Origin of the sequence: Pseudoxanthomonas sp. CCNWLW251, from assembly GCF_037402255.1 — a bacterium.
GTDB lineage: Bacteria > Pseudomonadota > Gammaproteobacteria > Xanthomonadales > Xanthomonadaceae > Pseudoxanthomonas_A.
The window spans coordinates 1,440,799-1,458,874 of the sequence record NZ_JBBEGA010000001.1 but is presented as its reverse complement, the minus strand read 5'-3'; the positions used below and the strand labels follow the sequence as shown (position 1 = coordinate 1,458,874).

Here is an 18,076-nt window from a genome sequence, read left to right as displayed (position 1 = left end):
GAAATCAGGTAAAGCACTCCCGATCCGCCCTCAAGGCCGCGCTCACGCGGCCAATGGCAGATCCAGTTCCAGCGCAGTGCCTTTTCCATCGGAAGCGCCCGCGATGCGCAGCTCCGCCCCGAGTCGCTGGGCGCGGTGGCGCATGCTCGCCAAGCCGGCACCTGCGGCCCGGGCCTGTCCGGCCGCGGGTGCCGCCCCGGCAAGGCCGACGCCATCGTCCCGCACGCGCAGCTCAAGGCGATCACCGGCACGGCGCAGATGGACGTCGACCCGCGCCGCGCGACTGTGCTTGAACACATTCGTCAATGCCTCCTGCAGCAGGCGCAGCAGGTCCAGGCTGCGGCCGGGCCCCAGTTGCAGACCCTCCAGACCTTCCACCCGCCAATGCGCATCGATGTCCGCCGCTTCCAACAGGCGGCTGGCGCGATGGCGCAGCGGGGCGATCAGCGTGGCCAGGTCGGCCTGCTCCTGCGCGGTGGTATCGATCACCAACCGCAGGTCGTCGCGCATGTCCTTCAGCAGATCCACCACCTCCGCCCTTGAGGTCTCGTCCGGCGCCTGCTGCAGGCGGGTGATCGCCCCCACCAGCGTACCGCCGAAGCCATCGTGCAGGTCGCGCACCAGCTGCAGGCGCTCGCCTGCACGGCTGTGCGCCAGCGCCAGCGCGTGCTGCTGGTTGAGTGTGTCGGCCAGGGTCACGGTGGCGGCCTGTACTTCGCGATGGAGTTCGGCGTTGAAGCCCTCCACCCGCTTCATGGTCTGCGCGAAGCGATAGGCCAGCACGAACCCCATGCCCAACAGCATGACCGGCGAGGTGAACGACCCTAGGTAGCTCACGCCGCCGTACCAGCCCATGTACACACCGAGGTCGTGCAGCGACACCAGCAACGGGACGCTGATGCAGGCCGCAAGCACCTTGTAGTCGCGGCGATCGCTGCGCAGCGCGAAGACGACGAAGACCGCGCTGACGACGTACAGGAACAGGATGGCGGGAGTCACGTACAGATTGCGCAGTGGCCCCATCCAGTGCGGAAACGATAATCCCAGCACCATGCCCGCGCCCGCGAGCGCCAGCAGCGCTCGCTCGAAGCGCGGCCATCGTCGCTCCGAGAACCGCAGCAGGAAGATCGTATGGGTGGCGGCGGAGGCCACGAAGACCGCCGCGATGAAAGCCTGCCATCCGTCCGTCGTGCGGAACGGCCAAGGACTGCCGGCGATGAAGTTCCAGTCGTAGAGCCTGCCAAAGACTGCGCTCAACGCATACCAGCCATACAGCGTGTCCTGCGGGCGTAGCAGCCAGAAGATGCCGATCATCGCCGCCAGCACCAATCCCACGGCGGCGTCGAATATCTGCATGTCACGACGTGCAAAACGCTCCCGCTCGTACTGGCCGCGCAACACGAATGGATCGCCCACACTGACGGTACCGAACGCAGGCTGATAGGCGGCCAGGCCGGAAACCCGCACGAGCAGTTCGTTCTGCCCTTCGCGCAGGAGCGCCGGCGGCACTGTGTAGTAACGCGGCACGTGCCACTTGCGTGACAGCGGCTCCACCAGTGAGGCGTCCCGGTCGATCGGCTGGCCATTGAGGGAGACCGCGGCCGCCAGGCAGGTGTAGTCGAGCAACAGCCCGACCGGCTGCGATGCATCCGCCTGCTGCCAGCGGACGCGGTACCACACCACGCCATCATGGCCGGGCCAGCGCTTCTCCCACAGGTCGCGCAGTCTGACCGGTACCCAGCCCTGCCGCGGGGGCGCCTGCGCCGACCAGTCCGACCGCACGGCATCCGCCCGCTCGATCCGCGTCACGTGCTGCGCCTGCACGGGAAGCATGGCAAGCATCGCCAGCAGGACGATCAGGCACCGGACGATGCGCCTCACTTCAGCAGGCCCCGTGCCCGCGCCTCGTAAACCGCCTCGGTCCGTGACCCGACGGCCAGCTTGCGATAGATGTTCTTGACGTGGCTTTCGATGGTCAGCCGCGACAGCGAGACCAGCTCGGCGATCTCGCGATTGGTGAACCCCTGCGCCACCAGCTGCACGATCTCCATCTCGCGCTGCGACAGCGGCGGCACGGGCGAGGACCGCAGCGCCGGATCGGCGCCGACAGGCAGCAGCGCCAGAATGCGGCGCGCGATGGAAGGATCGATGGGAGCTCCGCCGCGTTGCAGGCTCTTCAGCGACACCACCAGTTCCTCGTCGTCGCGCTCCTTCAACAGGTAGCCGACAGCGCCGCTGCGCAAGGCCGTCAACACGCTTTCCTCTTCCGCGAACGACGAGACGATCACTGCGGCAGCCTCGGGAGCGTGCGATCGCATCCACGCGATCAAACCATTGCCGTCGCCATCGGGCAGGTACATGTCGACGAGCGCCAGAGTGTAGGGATGCGCCTGCAGTCGCGATCGCGCCGCGTCGAGCGTATCGACTACGTCGATCCGCGCCTCGCTGGCCAGACCTGCCACCAGGCGTTGCAGGCGGTGACCGGCATGGATGTTGTCTTCCACAATCAACACATCCGACATAGCGATCGGTTGCATCTCGATCAAACCCCAGCGCTGGAACTCAATCAAGTCTAGCTGTGCCACTGACCGCCGGCCACTCGACGGGCTACGAACATGGCTAGCCCCGCGGCCGCATGAAGCCCGCCATCCTCACGCGACTGGCAGCCAATCCACAACGCGAAGGCAAGAACCAGCCAGAGCGACCTGTCGTCCGTGGTGGCGCGTCTCTGCTAGCGAAGCTGCGACGTCCGCTTCTGGCCGGAAGCGGAAATGGGTTCTGCTTCGACAGAAAGAGCAATGCCGGTTTGGCGGCTGCTCGACCGCTACAGGCTTCCGCCCGTGAGTAAAAGTGGCACTTCGCCAGTTCGCTCGCCTACCCATACCTGCATTTCAAAAGTCTGCAACCAGCCGTAATTGGTCAGAAAAGCCACATCGGCAGCATCGCGGCCGTAAGCGACCACGATCCGACCCCCACGGGGTGCGGCCTGCGTCGGGTCGAAGGTGTACCAGCGGCCGTCCAGGTAAGCCTCGAACCATGCATGCAGATCCATCGGTTCCAGTCCGTGCAGATATCCGACGACCATCCGGGCAGGAATGCGCAGGCTCCTGCATAGCGTGATTCCGACATGTGCGTAGTCGCGGCAGACCCCTGCACGTGCTTCCATGGTGCCGAGTGCATCCGTGGTGGCGTCGCTAACCCCGTACCGGTACGCGATATGGGTGCGGATCCATTCCACGATTGCCCCCACTTGCCCACTGCGGGGGGCGGCCGCAGCCACGATGGCCTGCGCCTGGTCGAACGTACGATCACTCGGGCAGTAGCGACTCGGCAGCAGGTACTGCAACGCGTGATCGGGCAGGAATGCGGCCGGTGTCGGCGCGATCCACGGCGCAATGACGATATCCCGCTCGGTCTCGACCTCAAGCTCTGCCCGGATTCGCATGCGTCCACGCCGGACCACGAAACGCTGGCACAGGTTGCCGAATACATCGACGAACTCGGTCGGGCGAACATGGGGGTCGAACGTATAGGTTTCGCTGATCATCCATTGCGCTTCGCCGTTGCGCGGTCGCAACATTGCGACCACCGCGCAGTCCTCGTTGGATTCGACAGTCAGTTCGCATCCGGCTAGCAGGCGCATGTTCGGTCCGATGCGAGGTGGGAGTTCATCGTGCGCGCGGTCAGTTCAAGGCTTGGCCGACGTTGCAGCACGTCGCCTCCCACATCTCGCACACGTCCGGCGTTACGTGCCAATGAAACGCGCGGTGCACAAGTCATGGGTCAGCATGGGAATCCATGTCCCCCGCGCGTCGATCGACACCCGGGCATGGTACGGCAGAAGATGTCCGCATCGGGTCGGGAGCGGACACCAGACGCCGACTTCGTACAAGGCTGGTCAGATGCGCCCTTCCGCGACCAGCTCGCGAGTGCGTTTCAGCGTCGACTGGATTGCGGCCTTGAATCCTTTTTCACTATCCATCCAGGCCTGGGCTGCCTGTTCCTCCGGGCCGTTGGGCACTTTGCCGCGCAACCCCAGGTAGCCATAGAAGCGAAGCTGGAGCTCGCCGCGTTCGTCTTCGAACAACGCGTTGATGATCGCGCCTTCGCGTGGGCTGATGGCCTGGAAGAAGGTGATCTTCGTGTTTGCCTCGAAGGTGATGATCTCGGTGAGATCACTGCCAAGGATGGTCGCTTCGCGCACCAGGTGTGATGGGCTCTCCCCGACGATCTCGCTGCGGGTGCATTCGTCTGGTGGGAAGAAGAGCCTGGCGTCGCGTGCCTTCTGCACCAGCCCCTCCCATGCCTGGGAACGGGTGAGTCGTGTCTGGCCGGGCGCGTTCACCGGCAAGGTGGCGGTCGAGTAGATCATGGTGGGCTCCGTGATGGATGAGGTTGGAAGAAGTCAGCCGGCCGCGGCGGTTTCAGCGGCGAAGTCGCGATACGAGCGCAGTGGGCGTCCCAGTCGCTCGGTGAGCCGCGCGACGTCACCGGGTTCGGGCTCCATGCCGTCAGTGAGGAAGCGTTCGGCCATCTGGCGCATGTCGTAGGCCATCCACGCCGGCATGAACTGGCGCAGGTTCTGCTCGAAGCCCGCCGTGTCGTCACCGCCGTATGCGATGTCGCGGCCCAGCGTCGCGGACCAGATGGCCGCGACCTCCGCACCCGTCAGCGTGTCCGGGCCGACCAGGTTGAGGCGCGTCGGCGCACCGCCCTCGGGTGACTGGTCGCGGGACAGCAGCTCGATCGCCGCGATCTCGCCGATGTCGCGCGCATCGATCATCGCCAGGCCCTTGCTCCCGATCGGCATCGGGTACACGCCATGGCCGAGCACCACGTCCTTGACCGTCAGGTCGTTGTCCATGAAGTAGGCCGGGCGCAGGATCGTCGCGTTGAAGCCCATCTGTTCGAGCATGCGTTCCACGCCGAACTTGCCGGCGAAGTGCGGCACGTTCACGTAGCGGTCGCTGTGGATCACCGAGAGGTAGACGACCCGCTTCACCCCGGCTTCGCGGGCGACATTGAGCGTGATCAGCGCCTGGGTGAATTCATCGGCCACCACCGCGTTGAGCAGGAAGAGCGTGGACACGCCCTGAAAGGCCTGACGCAGGGCATCGACATCGAGCAGATCGCCCTGGACGGTCTCGACCCCGGCGGGGAGGTTCGCGTTGGCCGAGTTGCGGACCAGGGCGCGCACCTTGGCGCCACGCTGGGAGAGGTGCTGCACGACGTGGCGGCCGACAGTTCCGGTGGCGCCGGTTACGAGGATGGTCATGGGAGTGCTCCGGGTGGGTGAGGAGACCCCATAGTTGTTGATCCGGATCCGGGTCGATAGCGCATATACTTGGACTGCCCGTCTCACTGGTGGAACACGTGGACCTCCTGGCCCTGGCCGACTTCAACCTGGTGGCACGTCATGGCGGCTTCGGCCGGGCGGCTAGGGCCGCGGAACGACCCAAGGCCACGTTGTCGCGACGGGTCGCGGACCTGGAAGCGAGCCTGGGCGTGCGCCTGTTCGAGCGCGGGTCCCACACCCTGAAGCTGACGCAGGAAGGGCGTGCGCTGTTCGAGCGCACCGAAACCCTGCTGGCCGAGATCGGCGAAGCCGCCACGGCGGTTGCCTCGGGTGGCGAAACGCCACGCGGCAGGCTGCGCATCAGCGCGCCGCTGCTGTTCTCGCAGATGGCACTGGGCAAGCTGTCGGCCCGCTTCGCGTTGCGTTACCCCGAGGTGCGCGTGGAGATCACCACCGAGGACCGCGCCGTTGAAATGGTGGAGGAGGGCTATGACCTGGTGATCCGGGTCAATCCCGATCCCGACGAGCGCCTGATCGGGCGTGTCCTGCTCCGTGATCGCCTGGTTGCGGTGGCCGTCCCTGACCTTGGGAGGCCGGAGCCAGACGTTGCTGCGCGTGCGGTGGTGCGTGCCTCCAGCAATCAATCCGCGTGGGATCTGGCGACACAGGGCGGTGATGTGCGCGTGCCTATCGAACCGGTCCTGCGCCTGGCATCGCTGATCATGATCCGCGATGCGGTTCGGACGGGAATAGGCGCCGCCGTGCTGCCCTTGTCGCTGGTGGCCGGCGACCTGCACTCAGGCGCGCTCGTGCCGTGGGGCGACGTGAAGGGGCGACCCATCGAGATCTGGGCGCTGTACCCATCCCGGCGTCTGCTGAGCGCACGCGTATCCGCGTTCCTGGAGTTCCTGAAGGAGGCATTCCCTCAGGGACAACCAGAAGAGCTGGCGGCCTATCTCACGAGTGAAGAGATCACGACGCAGACAGTGAAGACTGGCTTGCCGTAGGACGTCCCCCGATATCCACTATCGATCGAAGTGGACATCGCGCGCAGTGAGGGAGTGATGCCGGGCGACACGACCTCGATCGTCCGGAGGCATGGGAGTGACGGCGTGGCTTCCTCGCCGACGAATGGCAGGCGTCGGGGACGTCTTTGAAGATCAGTCGGTGCAAACACCGCCCGCATGTTGCGGCCTGCGGTCTACCTCAGGTGGGATCGGTGGCGCAGATTCGTTGTGATCCCGGATTACAAACTGCGATTCGTCCCTGCGACTGACAGATTCGAGCCGGGATGCACACGAATTTCTGCATTTTCACGCTCCATCTACGTACTCCAACGTTAGCTGAAGATATGTTGCGGCGCTGGCAAGAAAGGCCGCTATATTCCGAGTCCCCAAGACGAAGGAGAATTGTAATGTTCCAGAACAAGCGATATCTCAAGACGGCACGCGTGCTCGGCGTGGCGATGGTTGCGGCCGTGGGTCTTGGCGGCTGCGCCAGTTACGACGATGAGTTTGCAGGGATCAACTCGCGTCTCGATCAGCTCGATACGAAGGTGCAGGGCGCTGCCCAGAGCGCCGAATCCGCGAATCAATCCGCGCAGCAGGCAAATCAGCGGCTGGATCAGATTGAAGGCCGCGTGCGGCAGCTCGAAGCGGCACCGCGCCGCGTGCCGCGCGGCTGATCGCGTTTGCACGATTCGCTACGCGCAGTGTGAACCCGGGACCCGGTGGCCCTTGCTGGCCACCGGGATCCTTTCTTGCCCCCATCTTGTCCCGAGGATCCACGCCATTCGTACGTCCATACACCCTGCGATCCGCGCAGCCTCTGGCGCGCTGCTGTTGGCGCTGGCGTTCGCGAGCTTCGGGGCGTCCAGTGCCGAAAATGTCGACAAACAAGCGGCGACCGTCGCCGACCAGCTTCCGGAAGGGCAAGAGGTGTCCGACACGGTGATCGAGCTCGCAGGCTGGATCGTCGCGACCAAGGACAGTCAAGGCTATCCCTTCGCAATCATCGACAAGGCCTCTGCCCAGATCCTGGTGTTCGGCGGCGACGGCCGGCCCCGCGGGGCGGCACCCGGACTCTTCGGATCGGCGGTCGGCGACCACACGGCCCCCGGTGTCGCCGGTCTCGCGCTTCGCGAGATTCCGGGGCGCGATCGCACGACGCCTGCGGGTCGCTTCGTGGGCGGTTTCGGCCCGTCCATCGACGCGGGGCGCGTACTGTGGGTGGACTACGATTCCGCAGTCTCCATCCATCCTACCGCCACCGGCGTCCCCGCCGAGAAGCGTGAAGAGCGCCTGGCATCGCCGACGCCCGATGACAATCGCATCACGCATGGCTGCATCAACGTCTCGCCGGAGTTCTACGAGCGGATCATGCAGCCTACTTTCGAGAAGGGCGGGGTGTTCTACATCCTCCCGGACAAGGCGCCGCTGGCGGAGACCTTCCCGGAGTTCGTGCAAAGTCGCGAGACCGCGGAACGCCACGACGGAAGACGCGCACGACCCGCCCGCCGGTGAAGGGCGCGTCGGCGCGCTGCCCTTGGTGCAAGGCAGCGCAGAGGAGGCTGCTGCTACTTCTGCCAGTGCAGCACAATGCCGTGCCCTCCATGAAGTGAGGGTCCGATCAGGCATTTCGTCGGATCTTGGCACCTTCTCGACCCACCAAAGTCCACACGCATACGTCCGTAACTCGGACATTCGTCTCCTCGGCATTGCTGCGTCCCGTTCGCCCAGTGGGCAGGTCTGGCGATCATTCAAGCCGGAGCGGACATCGCTAGAGTTGTTCTGCAAGGGTGAACCGGGTTGGTTCGTCTTGGCAGGCCTCCATGCGGCATTGCACTGTCGGAGGATCTAGTCGTCCATGGAAGACAACAGGGATCGAATGTAGGCACCCTTCTCCAGCGTATACGCAGCCTTGTCGCCGGCATGCACGATGGCGAGCTGTCGCTTCAGGGCCTCGTACTCGGACCGGCGTGCATCGTCGACGCGCAGCAGGTCACGGAAGCGGAGATGTTCCCGCCAGAGTCGACCGCCTTGTTCGACGCCATGCAGGTGGATGCGCAGGTCGCCCGCGATGTCTTTGACGAAGTAGCGACGCTGCGGGATCGCGGCTTCGTAATGAGGCCGGTAGATGTAGTCCAGCCTCACGATGTCCGCGACGCGGGCCTCGATCACGGCGAGTGTTGGCGCGCCCAGCAGGAGGTCGATGACCGGCTTGGCCGCGAGGCCGGGGACCGAGGTACTGCCGATGTGCATGATCTCGATCGGCGTACCGGCGAAAACCGGCAGCAGTGCCTGCCGGAGATCCTGGAAGACCAGCGGCCATGTGGGAGAGTAGGGTACGAGCATGATGCGGGTCCGTGGATCGAGGGAAGGTGGACCAGGCGTCAAACGCGCTGGCCGTCATCGGGGGATGTCGTTGTCGTGACGTCCGGCGAAGCCCGCACGATCCACAGGCCCAGCAGGCAGTACCAGAGGCTCTGCGCGACGACCACGAAGGTCATGCCAGGAACGTCGAGCGAGATCATTCCCTTGGCATAGCCGATCAGGCACAGCAGGCCCGCGATCGCGCCGTAGGCGCCGCATGCGATCGCCAGCGGCCCGGCGTGGCGCAGCATCGCGACCGACCACAGCACGATTCCCGCCGACATGCCGAGCGTGCCGAATCCCGCCAGCACCTGATTGGCGGAGAAGGCAAGCAGCACCGAAGGCAGCGCGTCCTCGGCAAGCGGGATCAGCGGCAGGACGCGCTGCAGATAGTCACCGATCAGGAAGCCGCTGATCAGTGCCGCGCCCAGCATGGCAGCTGCGCCCAGGGTGTAGAGGCGCACTGCGGCCCACACCCAGCCGTTGCCTGGCCAGCGCCGTGCGAGGTGGGCCAATGACAGCCAGAGGGCGATGATGCATACGATCATCGCCAGGTGCACGTGCCGGCTGAGTGCCGAGATCTCCGTGAGGCGGGTGAGCCGCGCCGCCATGTCGGCGCCCTGCGCGGTAGGATGGAAGATCATGATGAGCGGCGCCAGCACCCCGCTCGCGATCAGCAGCACGCCGGGCAGCACAGCGCTCGGCGCGCGGGAGGAAGTCGTGGTCATGCGATGCCCTTGCGAAGAAGAGGGTACAGGCTAGCGAGGCGATCGCCGCCGGTTTCCGGACAATCGCGGCCCAATGTCCGGCAGGGTTCGTGGGATGATCCAGCGCATGACACAGCTTGAGCCCAACGAGGATCCCCGCAGGCGGCGCACGCGCCAGGACCTGATGGCGGCGTTCTTCTCGCTGGTGCTCAGTCAGCGCTACCACGAGATCCGCGTCGGTGATGTGCTGGCGCGATCGGGCGTCAGCCGCTCGACGTTCTACGAGCACTTCCGCAACAAGGACGAGTTGCTTGCCGCCAGCCTGGAGGGGCCGTTCCAGACACTGGCCAATCTGGTGGGAGGGCAGGCGGACGTCAACAAAGTGCGCGCGATTCTCGACCACTTCTGGCAGAACCGTGCACTCGCACGCAGCCTCTTCCAGGGCGCTGCGCTGCGTATTGTCCGGTACACGCTGGTCATGCACGTGGAGAACACGCTGTCTCCGGCGCAGCGCAGCCGCCTGCGCATTCCCGTGCGCCTTGCCGCACATGGGCTCGCCGATGGTCTGTTCTCGCCGGTGGTGGCGTGGTTGCTGGGCGACGCCAAGTGCAGTGCGCAGGAACTCGCCGTGGCGTTGCAGCTGTCCATGGCGGCGGCCACGCGCGCACTGCAGACCGGCGCCCCCGCCGACGATTAGCCAAGGAGAAAAGAATGAAGATGCAGCGCGTGATTCCGATGCTGCCCGTCCGCCATATGCCGACGAGCGTCGAGTTCTACGCAAAGCTGGGCTTTGCGGTGGAAAAGCGCAACGACGAATGGCGCTGGGCGATGCTGGTGCTGGACGAGTGCCGGCTGATGGTGGACGAATCGATCAACCAGCCGCCGGATGCACCACGCACTTCGGTGGTCTACCTGTACCCCGACGACATCTTCGCCTACCACCGCGACGTGCGGAGGCGCGGCTTGGACGTGCCTTCGATCGGTCATCCCTTCTACGGCATGAGCGAGTTCCGCATTGAAGACCCCGACGGCAATCGGCTGTGGATCGGGCAGCGGACTGGCAACTGAGCTTCCCGCATGGAGTACGGCGTTCATCGGAACGCATCCACGGGTTCGATGATGTCCGCTTCTGGCAGGGAGCCGATGGAAATCCTCGACACGTTGGGATGTCCTTCGTAGTCCAGGGACAGTCAGCCGGAAAGTGAGCCAGGAAGTGAGTCGTCGCTGCTTTCTTGATGCTTGTATTTCAGCAAGGACGGTGGCGCAGCGGTTCAATCCGGTTGCGGGTGGCTACATGGTCGGTGTCTCGATGTGCGATCAAGTACAGGTTTCCGGGATGGCCAAACCATGACGGACGTCCGGCAGGATTGTCCGCCATGGAACGCTCCATGCTCGCCGGCCAACGACAACGCGTCGGTCCGCTCGCGGCCCTGGACTCAAGCAGGGATCGCATCATTGCTCAAAGTCCATGCGCTTTCTTGATGATCTCTGCGGCCCGCTCGCCAATCACTACACAGGGTGCCATCGTGTTCCCGCTCGGGACGTTGGGCATGATGGATGCATCCGCGAGCCGCAACCGATCGATGCCGTAGACCTGCAGGTTGCCGTTGACCACCGACATCGCGTCGCGCCCCATCTTCGCCGTGCAGGCCTGATGCCAGAAGGTCACTGCCGAGTCGCGGATGTAGGTTTCCATCCCGGACGCATCCAGGCTTCCCGGCATGGCCTCGCGCTTCAACAGCTTCTTGAACGGCGAGGCGTGCGCCATTTCGCGTGCCAACGCGATGGTCGCTACGGCGCTGCGCACATCGTCGGGATGCGACAGCGTATTGGCTTCGATCCGGCAGGGTGCGCCCGCGTCGGCGCCGGTCAGGTGTACCGAACCCCGACTCTTGGGATGGGAAAGCCCGGCGAAGGTCATCCAGCCATGTGCCGGCACGCCGCGATGCGCGGTCTCCGGTGTCGGCACCGGGAATTCCAGCTGGCAATGGAATACATCCGGAGCAGCCAGCGCAGGATCGGTCTTCCAGTACAGCGTGGCCTCCGACCCGCCGTTGCCCACGCCCACCGGCGCGCCCGACTCGAAGATGCAGCCGAAGGACACGTGGTCCTGGTGGTTCCGTCCGACGCCGGGCAGGTGCTGGATCACCTTGATGCCATGAGGCGTCAGTTCCTCTTCCGGACCAATGCCGGACTGCATCAGCACCTTGGGCGTATTGATCGCGCCCATCGACAGGATCACCTCGCGGTCGGCCATGATGCGCATGCTGCGCGCGCCCTGCATGACCTCGACGCCGATGGCCGTAGTGCCATCCAGGACAATTCTGCTGACCTGGGCGTTGGTCATCACCGTCAGGTTGGGCTGCCCCAGCTTCGGGAAGATGTAGGAGCGGAAGAGCGATGATCTTCGGCTCGCCTTCACGATCAGGTCGTTGAGTGCGACGCCGCCGCGCCCTTCCATCATGACGCCATTGGGACTGTCGAACGTCGGCAGTCCGAGGGTTTTCGCGGCCTCGATCATGGCAGTCGCCACCGGTTGGGGGTGCGGTGGCGTTTCCACGTGCACCGGACCACCGGTGCCGCGCCTGACGGCATCGGGCACACCGCGCCAGTCCTCGATGCGTCGATAGATGTCGAGGACTGCACGATAGCCCCACGCCTCGTCGCCGGCTTCTTCGGCGAAGTGCTCCCAGTCACTCTGGTGCCCCCGCGCCCACACCATCACGTTGATGCTGGATCCGCCTCCCAGCACCTTGCCCATGTTCAGCGGAATGGCCCGGTGATTGAGGTGCGGATTGGGCTGCGCCACGAAGGCCCAGTCGCGATCTGAGCCGAGGTTCAGTGACCACTGCGTGGGCTCCAGCACCTCAGGCAGCTCATCGGATCCGCCCGCCTCGATCAACAGCACGCGCACGGCGGGATTTTCCGCGAGCCTGCCGGCCAGGGCGCAGCCGGCAGGACCGGCGCCGCAGACAATGAAGTCATGACGACCCGGATGTCGTGCGTCGGTCGCGTGAGAAGCATGGAAAGGACGGTGAGAGCTGGACATGGACACGGCGGCGGATACTCAAGGCGAAGTAGGGCGTCCAGGCAGCCGGGTGCGGCCGCCCGTCGTGGGGAGGAGGTGCGATGGGGAAGCTGCGGACGCGCCGTCCGGCGCGCCCGCGAGCGACGCTTACCTGGCCGGTTGGCCGGCTTCCCTGGCGGCGCGATCGATCGTATCGGCGACCACCTTGGGCTGCGTCATGAAGACCGCGTGGCTGGCGGACACCTTGGTGATGCGCGCGTTGATGCGCTCGGCCATGTGGATGAGCATGGCCTGATCGAACGCCTTGTCTTCGGTGGCAATCACGGCCCAGCTGGGCTTCGTGCGCCAGGCTGCGTGGGTCAGCGTGGTGCCGAACACCGACATGTTGATCGGCACCTGCGAGTCGCGCAGGAATGCCGCGTCGGCATCGGTGGTGTCGTGGGCGAAGCCGGCCTTGAACTTGGCGGGACTGATGAAGCCGTAGCCGTCGCTGCCCGTCTCGATCACGAACTCGGGCGTGGGTGCGAAGCCCGTGTACTGCTGGGCGGTGGTTTCACCGGCGTCCGGCGCCAGGGCGGACACGTAGACCAGGCCGGCCACCTTGTCGTGAACGCCGGCTTCGGTGATGACGGTGCCGCCCCAGGAATGGCCGACCAGAATGGCGGGACCGTCCTGGCGGTCGAGCACGCGCTGGGTCGCCTTCACGTCATCGGCGAGCGAGGTCAACGGGTTCTGCACGATCGAGACGCGATAGCCACGCGCGGTGAGGTCGTCGTAGACCGGGCGCCAGCCGGCACCGTCGGCGAAGGCGCCGTGCACCAGCACGACATTCTTCACCTGCGCGCCGTGGTGGCCGGGCGTAGCGTCGTGGGCCTGTGCGGAGGGGGAGATGGTGGCCGCGAGAGCGGCCGCGAGCACTGCAGGGATCAGCTTGAACATGGTCGTATCCTCGGGCGTTGGGTGGGTGTGCGGCGTGTCGGCCGGCAGGGCTACTGTGCGGCGCACGGCAGGACTATCGGTTGCTTCAAGTCCTGAAAACTTGATCAATCGTGCTATTGACTCGCCGGGCAGCCTGAGGGGCGCCATCACGCGGTCGGTACGGTCCCGCCGTCGATCGTGTACTCCGTACCGGAGATGGAGGCCGCGCGGGGCGACACCAGGAACGCGATGAGGTCCGCCACCTCGCCCGGCCTGGCCGGGCGTCCCAGCGGGATCCCGCCCAGTTCGTTCATGACCAGCTTCTTGCCACCCTCATAGTCGGTGCCGGCCTGTGCGGCGACGCGCTCGACCAGCGCCACCGATGCCTCGGTCTCGATCCAGCCGGGCGATACACGCACCACACGCACGCCTTTCGGAGTGACTTCCTTCGACAGCGCCTTGCTGTAGGTCGACAGCGCGGCCTTGGCGGCGGCATAGGCGGTCGTGGCATCGGGCAGCGGCAACGTGTGCTGGATCGAAGTGACATGCAGGATCACCCCCGATCCCTGCGCGATCATCGTCGGGAGCAGGGCACGATCCAGCCGCACCGCCGACATCAGGTTCAGGTCGAGTTCCCTCGCCCATTGCGCGTCATCCAGTGCGGCAAACCCACCTGCGGGTGCCGACGATCCGCCCACCACGTTGATCAGGACATCGATGCCGCCGAGGTGGTGCAGCGCCGCGGCTGCCGCCAGGCGGGCGCCTTCTGCGGTGGCAAGGTCTGCCGTGACATAGCGGACATCATCGATGGCGTGCTCCGGGCGCGAGAGCGCCGTCGCCACGATCCGTGTACCGAGTCGGGCCAACAGCCCGACCACCGCCGCACCCACGCCACGCGTGCCGCCCGTGACCAGGACACGCTTGCCGGCCAACTGCAGGTCGAAGCTCATGGGACGATCTCCAGCGTGGCGATCTTTCCGCGCTCCAGGGTGAAGGTGTAACGCAGGTCCACGGGGCTGCCGGGGAAGTTGCCCGACACGCGGCAGGTCACGGTGCAGCTGCGCCCCTGCTTCTCCCACGCATAAGGTGTGGCGGTGTAGGTGTATTTGGCAGATGCGTCCGCCTTCCACGCTTCGATCGCCGCCAGCCCGGCGTGGGTCTTGCCCTCATCCAGCACCCGCCCGTCCCTGGTGAAGCAGCGGGCAACGGCCTGGGCGCCCTGGTGGTCGGCCTCGAAGTAGGCCGCGATGGGCTCGGGCAGGTTCAGGTCTTTCATCGCAATGCTCCGGTGGGGTCTGTGGAGCTAGGTTGATCCGTCCTGGCGGATAAGAGAATCGCCTATTATCCGATCAGGCTATGTAGGGATCAGCACATAATGCGCGGCACCGAATTTGCCGAACTCAAGGCCTTCGTGGCCGTCGTCGACCGGGCCAGCTTCGCCCGGGCGGCTGATCACCTGGGGCTGTCCCGGTCGGCCCTCAGCCAGATCATTCGACAACTCGAATCACGGCTGGGCGTTCGCCTGTTGAACCGGACCACGCGCAGCGTCTCGCCGACGGAACCGGGGCGGCGTCTCCATGGGCGGATCGCCCCGATGCTGCGCGAGATGGACGAGGCCGTTGCGCAGGCGGTCGGCGCGAATGCGCGCGTTGCGGGAACGCTGCGGATCAACACACTGAGCATGGCGGCGAAGAAGGTGATCGCACCCCGGCTTGGCCGGTTCGCGAACGCGCATCCGGAGGTGGTGCTCGACATCGTGGTCGACGATGGCCTGAGCGACATTGCGGGAGAAGGCTTCGATGCGGGCATCCGCGTGGGCGGTCGCCTGCAGAAGGACATGGTCGCAGTGCGGCTCACGCCCGACATCGAACTGCTGGCGGTAGCATCGCCCGACTACCTCGCCCGGCACGGCGAGCCCAGGACACCTGCCGACCTGGGCCATCACGTCTGCATCAACTGGCGATTCCCGGGCAGCGGGAAAGTGGCCTGGTGGGAATTCCGGAAGAAGGGAAAAGCGGTCGAGTTCCTTGGCGAAGGGACCGTGATCGGCAATCACCAGGACATCGTCGTGCCCGCGGCACTCCAGGGGCTTGGAATCTTCTACGCCTACAACGACGAGGGCATTGCCGATGCCCTGCAGGACGGGCGGCTCAAGCGGGTCCTTTCCGACTGGTCGCCGACCGTGCCAGGCCTGTATCTGTACTACTCCAGTCGACGGTACATGCTGCCGGCACTCCGTGCCTTCATCGATTGCCTGCTGGATCGCGATCTCGGCAGCGAGGGTCAATCAACGTCAGGAAGTGCCAGCTGACAGGTCGAGGGAATTGCTGGCCTCGCCATGTCCGTCTACGGCTGCGGATTCAAATGATCGATGCGATGCACTGAAGGCTGCGCAGCCAGCAGGCATGTTGCAGATGAGGCACGGGAAGAGGATCCATGGCACCGACGGTCAGAAGGCGCGGAGGGGGGATCGCTGGCAACTGGGCAGGTCCCTGCATCGGATCGTGTCCCTGTTTGATCGGCACCCCAACTCCGTTCGGGACCTCCTCGCCGGACACGGCGGCATTCGCCCTCCGATGAGGCGGCGATCCACGAGCCGGCCGTTGCGCGCAAGCATGTTTCCGGGCGAGTCCGGGCGCGGCCTTCCTTCCCTTTTGAAACGATCCAAATCGAACGTATAGTGCTGCGTCTCCACACGTGATCCCGGCATCGGCCGAGTTTTCCCATGGATTCTTCGCAGCACCGGATCGCTTGCCTCGTGGCCGACGTTGGGGGCACCCATGCCCGGTTGGGCTGGTGTGCCGAGGGCGATCCGATCGATGTGCGGGACATGGCGATGTACCGCTGCGCGGAGCACGCGTCGCTTGCCGCCATCCTGGAAGACTACCTGCTGCGCCTCCACTCGACCCGGCCGGGCCTGCGGGTGGCGTCCGGTGTTGTCGCCATCGCCGGTTTTCTCGATGGCGACCGCCTGGTCAACGCCAACCTGCCGTGGAAGGTGTCCGTGCGGCGCACGGCGCAGGAAGCCCGGCTGGCGTCGCTGGAGGTGATCAACGATTTCGAAGCCGTCGCACGTGCCATCCCCGGCGTGCAGCGCAGCGCGCTGGTGGCACTGCTTGCGCAGGACGACCTCGGCATGCAGTCGCCGGCTCTCGTGCTGGGTCCGGGCACCGGGCTGGGCGCGGCGCTGTGCCTGGATGCACGGGGCCGTGAAGTGCTGCTGAGCGAAGCCGGCCACGCGGCGCTGGCCGCCCACACTGCCGTCGAACTGGACGTGCTGCAGCGCCTGTCGCGACGCTGGTCGCACGTGGACAACGAACGCGTGTTGTCCGGCAACGGATTGATGCATCTTTACGATGCGCTGGCCGATGTGCGCGGCGCCGTGCCGCGCTGGAAGCAGGTCGCACCGCTGGTGGAAGCCGCCCGTGGCGACGATGCGCTGGCGCGGGAAACGCTGGAGGTATTCTGCGGTTGGCTCGGCAGCCTGATCGGCGACCTGGTGCTCACCGTCGGCGCACGCCAGGCCTACCTGGCCGGCGGCGTGACCCGCCACATCGCGCCGTTCCTGCACCAGGGCGACTTTGCGCGGCGATATGCCGAAAAATTCACCGGCGCACGCACGCCACCACCGTTGTGGCGCATCGACCACGGGCAACTGGGCCTGGTGGGTGCCGCGATGCATGCGCGCACGCATCGACCCGCGCGCGCCGAACCAGCACATGAGGAGCAGGCATGAACGGCAGAAGAAAATTCCTGGGCCAGGCGGCGTTGTCGGCCGGTGCGCTGGCCTTGTCCGGCCGGTCGGCGAGCCAGCCGGCGGGCAGCACGCCGATGGGCGCGCGCGTGGTGTCCACCTGGGATTTCGGCGTACAGGCCAATCAGCCGGCGTGGAAGATCCTGTCGGCGGGCGGTGGCGCACTGGATGCGGTGGAACAGGGCGCGCGCTGGGCCGAGACGGATCTGTGCAATCCCACGGTCGGCCGCTGCGGCAACCCCGATCGCGACGGCATCCTGACCCTGGACGCCAGCATCATGGATGGCGATGGCCGCTGTGGCGCGGTGGCGGCACTGGAGGACATCGACCACCCCATCAGCGTGGCGCGCCGCGTGATGGAGAAAACGCCGCACGTGATGCTGGTCGGCGGTGGCGCGCAGCAGTTCGCGGTGGAACAGGGCTTCAGTAAACAACGCCTGCTGACGCCGCAGGCCGAACAGGCATGGCGCGAGTGGCGTGCGCGCGCCGAGTACAAGCCGGAGATCAATGCCGAGCGCAGGCAGCGGCCGGGCGACCGCGACAACCACGACACGCTCGGCATGCTGGCGATCGACCGCCACGGGCGCCTGGCGGGCGCCTGCACCACCAGCGGCATGGCGTGGAAGCTGCACGGTCGCGTGGGCGACAGCCCCATCATCGGTGCAGGCCTCTACGTGGACAATGAGGTTGGCGCGGCCACCGCCTCGGGCGTGGGCGAGGAAATGATCCGCAACGCGGCCAGCTTCCTGGTGGTGGAACTGATGCGGCAGGGCCGTTCGCCCATGGAGGCGTGCCGCGAGGCCATCGCGCGGGTGGTGCGCAAGCGCCCGGAAGCCAGCAAGGCGTTGCAGGTCTGTTTTCTGGCGTTGAACAAGCACGGTGAAGTGGGTGCATTCGCGCTGCACCAGGGCTTCATCTACGCGGTCTGCGACGCGCAGCGGCAGGACGCATTGCTCGCCTCCGACGCCGTCTACGGTGAAGGCGCGTGAGTGCATCCCCGCC

The 18,076-nt window shown here is 65.8% G+C and carries 19 protein-coding genes; 8 read left to right on the top strand and 11 right to left on the bottom strand.

What is annotated here, in order from left to right; all coding sequences use genetic code 11:
- Positions 1–42: 42 nt before the first annotated feature.
- From WBN46_RS06770 to WBN46_RS06750, 5 genes are all read right to left on the bottom strand, one after another.
- Entirely contained in the window at positions 43–1,881 is a 1,839-nt protein-coding gene (locus tag WBN46_RS06770; protein WP_337730833.1) for an ATP-binding protein, read from the bottom strand.
- Positions 1,878–2,570, bottom strand: coding sequence for a response regulator transcription factor (locus WBN46_RS06765; protein ID WP_337730832.1), 693 nt, complete (start codon positions 2,568–2,570; stop codon positions 1,878–1,880). Before WBN46_RS06765 ends, WBN46_RS06770 begins: the two co-directional genes overlap by 4 nt.
- Before the next feature lie 254 nt (positions 2,571–2,824).
- Positions 2,825–3,643: a transglutaminase family protein gene (locus WBN46_RS06760; protein WP_337730831.1), complete on the bottom strand. Its 819-nt coding sequence runs from the start codon at positions 3,641–3,643 to the stop codon at positions 2,825–2,827.
- Between the two features lie 255 nt (positions 3,644–3,898).
- Positions 3,899–4,372, bottom strand: coding sequence for an AtaL-like protein (locus WBN46_RS06755; RefSeq protein WP_337730830.1), 474 nt, complete (start codon positions 4,370–4,372; stop codon positions 3,899–3,901).
- A gap of 33 nt (positions 4,373–4,405) precedes the next feature.
- Positions 4,406–5,275, bottom strand: a complete 870-nt coding sequence (locus WBN46_RS06750) for an NmrA/HSCARG family protein (RefSeq protein WP_337730829.1) — start codon at positions 5,273–5,275, stop codon at positions 4,406–4,408.
- 98 nt (positions 5,276–5,373) lie between these two features.
- Between WBN46_RS06750 and WBN46_RS06745 the strand changes: the two genes are divergently transcribed.
- From WBN46_RS06745 to WBN46_RS06735, 3 genes are all read left to right on the top strand, one after another.
- The gene (locus WBN46_RS06745) at positions 5,374–6,303 is read left to right on the top strand and encodes a LysR substrate-binding domain-containing protein (protein WP_337730828.1); all 930 of its coding nucleotides are present in this window, start codon (positions 5,374–5,376) and stop codon (positions 6,301–6,303) included.
- 407 nt (positions 6,304–6,710) lie between these two features.
- Positions 6,711–6,980 (top strand): hypothetical protein, encoded by a 270-nt coding sequence (locus WBN46_RS06740; RefSeq protein WP_337730827.1) that lies wholly within the window; start codon positions 6,711–6,713, stop codon positions 6,978–6,980.
- A 157-nt stretch (positions 6,981–7,137) separates the two neighbouring features.
- Complete coding sequence (locus tag WBN46_RS06735; RefSeq protein ID WP_337730826.1) at positions 7,138–7,818, top strand: L,D-transpeptidase; 681 nt, start codon at positions 7,138–7,140, stop codon at positions 7,816–7,818.
- 333 nt (positions 7,819–8,151) lie between these two features.
- On the opposite strand, the gene WBN46_RS06730 is transcribed toward WBN46_RS06735, so the two are convergent.
- Together WBN46_RS06730 and WBN46_RS06725 are read right to left on the bottom strand one after the other, a co-directional pair.
- Positions 8,152–8,649: a GrpB family protein gene (locus tag WBN46_RS06730; protein WP_337730825.1), complete on the bottom strand. Its 498-nt coding sequence runs from the start codon at positions 8,647–8,649 to the stop codon at positions 8,152–8,154.
- A 38-nt stretch (positions 8,650–8,687) separates the two neighbouring features.
- Positions 8,688–9,350 (bottom strand): hypothetical protein, encoded by a 663-nt coding sequence (locus tag WBN46_RS06725; RefSeq protein WP_337730824.1) that lies wholly within the window; start codon positions 9,348–9,350, stop codon positions 8,688–8,690.
- Between the two features lie 151 nt (positions 9,351–9,501).
- On the opposite strand from WBN46_RS06725, the gene WBN46_RS06720 reads away from it, so the two are divergent.
- Positions 9,502–10,071, top strand: coding sequence for a TetR/AcrR family transcriptional regulator (locus WBN46_RS06720; RefSeq protein ID WP_337730823.1), 570 nt, complete (start codon positions 9,502–9,504; stop codon positions 10,069–10,071).
- 14 nt (positions 10,072–10,085) lie between these two features.
- Positions 10,086–10,442: a VOC family protein gene (locus tag WBN46_RS06715; RefSeq protein WP_337730822.1), complete on the top strand. Its 357-nt coding sequence runs from the start codon at positions 10,086–10,088 to the stop codon at positions 10,440–10,442.
- A gap of 391 nt (positions 10,443–10,833) precedes the next feature.
- On the opposite strand, the gene WBN46_RS06710 is transcribed toward WBN46_RS06715, so the two are convergent.
- The 4 genes from WBN46_RS06710 to WBN46_RS06695 form a co-directional block, all read right to left on the bottom strand.
- Entirely contained in the window at positions 10,834–12,423 is a 1,590-nt protein-coding gene (locus tag WBN46_RS06710) for a GMC family oxidoreductase N-terminal domain-containing protein (protein WP_337730821.1), read from the bottom strand.
- Between the two features lie 126 nt (positions 12,424–12,549).
- Entirely contained in the window at positions 12,550–13,341 is a 792-nt protein-coding gene (locus WBN46_RS06705) for an alpha/beta hydrolase (protein WP_192199975.1), read from the bottom strand.
- A 146-nt stretch (positions 13,342–13,487) separates the two neighbouring features.
- Positions 13,488–14,270, bottom strand: coding sequence for an SDR family oxidoreductase (locus tag WBN46_RS06700; protein ID WP_192199976.1), 783 nt, complete (start codon positions 14,268–14,270; stop codon positions 13,488–13,490).
- Complete coding sequence (locus WBN46_RS06695) at positions 14,267–14,596, bottom strand: nuclear transport factor 2 family protein (protein ID WP_337730820.1); 330 nt, start codon at positions 14,594–14,596, stop codon at positions 14,267–14,269. The genes WBN46_RS06700 and WBN46_RS06695 overlap by 4 nt, the downstream gene beginning before the upstream one ends.
- 99 nt (positions 14,597–14,695) lie before the next feature.
- Here WBN46_RS06695 and WBN46_RS06690 point away from each other — a divergent pair, with 99 nt between their 5' ends.
- The 3 genes from WBN46_RS06690 (at position 14,696) to WBN46_RS06680 (ending at position 18,063) form a co-directional block, all read left to right on the top strand.
- Positions 14,696–15,631, top strand: coding sequence for a LysR family transcriptional regulator (locus tag WBN46_RS06690; protein ID WP_337730819.1), 936 nt, complete (start codon positions 14,696–14,698; stop codon positions 15,629–15,631).
- A gap of 414 nt (positions 15,632–16,045) precedes the next feature.
- The gene (locus WBN46_RS06685; RefSeq protein ID WP_337730818.1) at positions 16,046–17,056 is read left to right on the top strand and encodes a glucokinase; all 1,011 of its coding nucleotides are present in this window, start codon (positions 16,046–16,048) and stop codon (positions 17,054–17,056) included.
- Positions 17,053–18,063 (top strand): N(4)-(beta-N-acetylglucosaminyl)-L-asparaginase, encoded by a 1,011-nt coding sequence (locus WBN46_RS06680; protein WP_337730817.1) that lies wholly within the window; start codon positions 17,053–17,055, stop codon positions 18,061–18,063. Before WBN46_RS06685 ends, WBN46_RS06680 begins: the two co-directional genes overlap by 4 nt.
- Positions 18,064–18,076 lie beyond the last annotated feature (13 nt).

What these genes read in the sequence shown, in the direction of transcription:
- WBN46_RS06760 (WP_337730831.1), bottom strand. Translation starts at nt 3,643, where the DNA reads ATGCGCCTGCTAGCCGGATGCGAACTGACTGTCGAATCCAACGAGGAC.
- WBN46_RS06690 (WP_337730819.1), top strand. Translation starts at nt 14,696, where the DNA reads ATGCGCGGCACCGAATTTGCCGAACTCAAGGCCTTCGTGGCCGTCGTC.
- WBN46_RS06720 (WP_337730823.1), top strand. Translation starts at nt 9,502, where the DNA reads ATGACACAGCTTGAGCCCAACGAGGATCCCCGCAGGCGGCGCACGCGC.
- WBN46_RS06730 (WP_337730825.1), bottom strand. Translation starts at nt 8,649, where the DNA reads ATGCTCGTACCCTACTCTCCCACATGGCCGCTGGTCTTCCAGGATCTC.
- WBN46_RS06750 (WP_337730829.1), bottom strand. Translation starts at nt 5,275, where the DNA reads ATGACCATCCTCGTAACCGGCGCCACCGGAACTGTCGGCCGCCACGTC.
- WBN46_RS06715 (WP_337730822.1), top strand. Translation starts at nt 10,086, where the DNA reads ATGAAGATGCAGCGCGTGATTCCGATGCTGCCCGTCCGCCATATGCCG.
- WBN46_RS06700 (WP_192199976.1), bottom strand. Translation starts at nt 14,270, where the DNA reads ATGAGCTTCGACCTGCAGTTGGCCGGCAAGCGTGTCCTGGTCACGGGC.
- WBN46_RS06705 (WP_192199975.1), bottom strand. Translation starts at nt 13,341, where the DNA reads ATGTTCAAGCTGATCCCTGCAGTGCTCGCGGCCGCTCTCGCGGCCACC.
- WBN46_RS06680 (WP_337730817.1), top strand. Translation starts at nt 17,053, where the DNA reads ATGAACGGCAGAAGAAAATTCCTGGGCCAGGCGGCGTTGTCGGCCGGT.
- WBN46_RS06740 (WP_337730827.1), top strand. Translation starts at nt 6,711, where the DNA reads ATGTTCCAGAACAAGCGATATCTCAAGACGGCACGCGTGCTCGGCGTG.
- WBN46_RS06685 (WP_337730818.1), top strand. Translation starts at nt 16,046, where the DNA reads ATGGATTCTTCGCAGCACCGGATCGCTTGCCTCGTGGCCGACGTTGGG.
- WBN46_RS06695 (WP_337730820.1), bottom strand. Translation starts at nt 14,596, where the DNA reads ATGAAAGACCTGAACCTGCCCGAGCCCATCGCGGCCTACTTCGAGGCC.
- WBN46_RS06755 (WP_337730830.1), bottom strand. Translation starts at nt 4,372, where the DNA reads ATGATCTACTCGACCGCCACCTTGCCGGTGAACGCGCCCGGCCAGACA.
- WBN46_RS06710 (WP_337730821.1), bottom strand. Translation starts at nt 12,423, where the DNA reads ATGTCCAGCTCTCACCGTCCTTTCCATGCTTCTCACGCGACCGACGCA.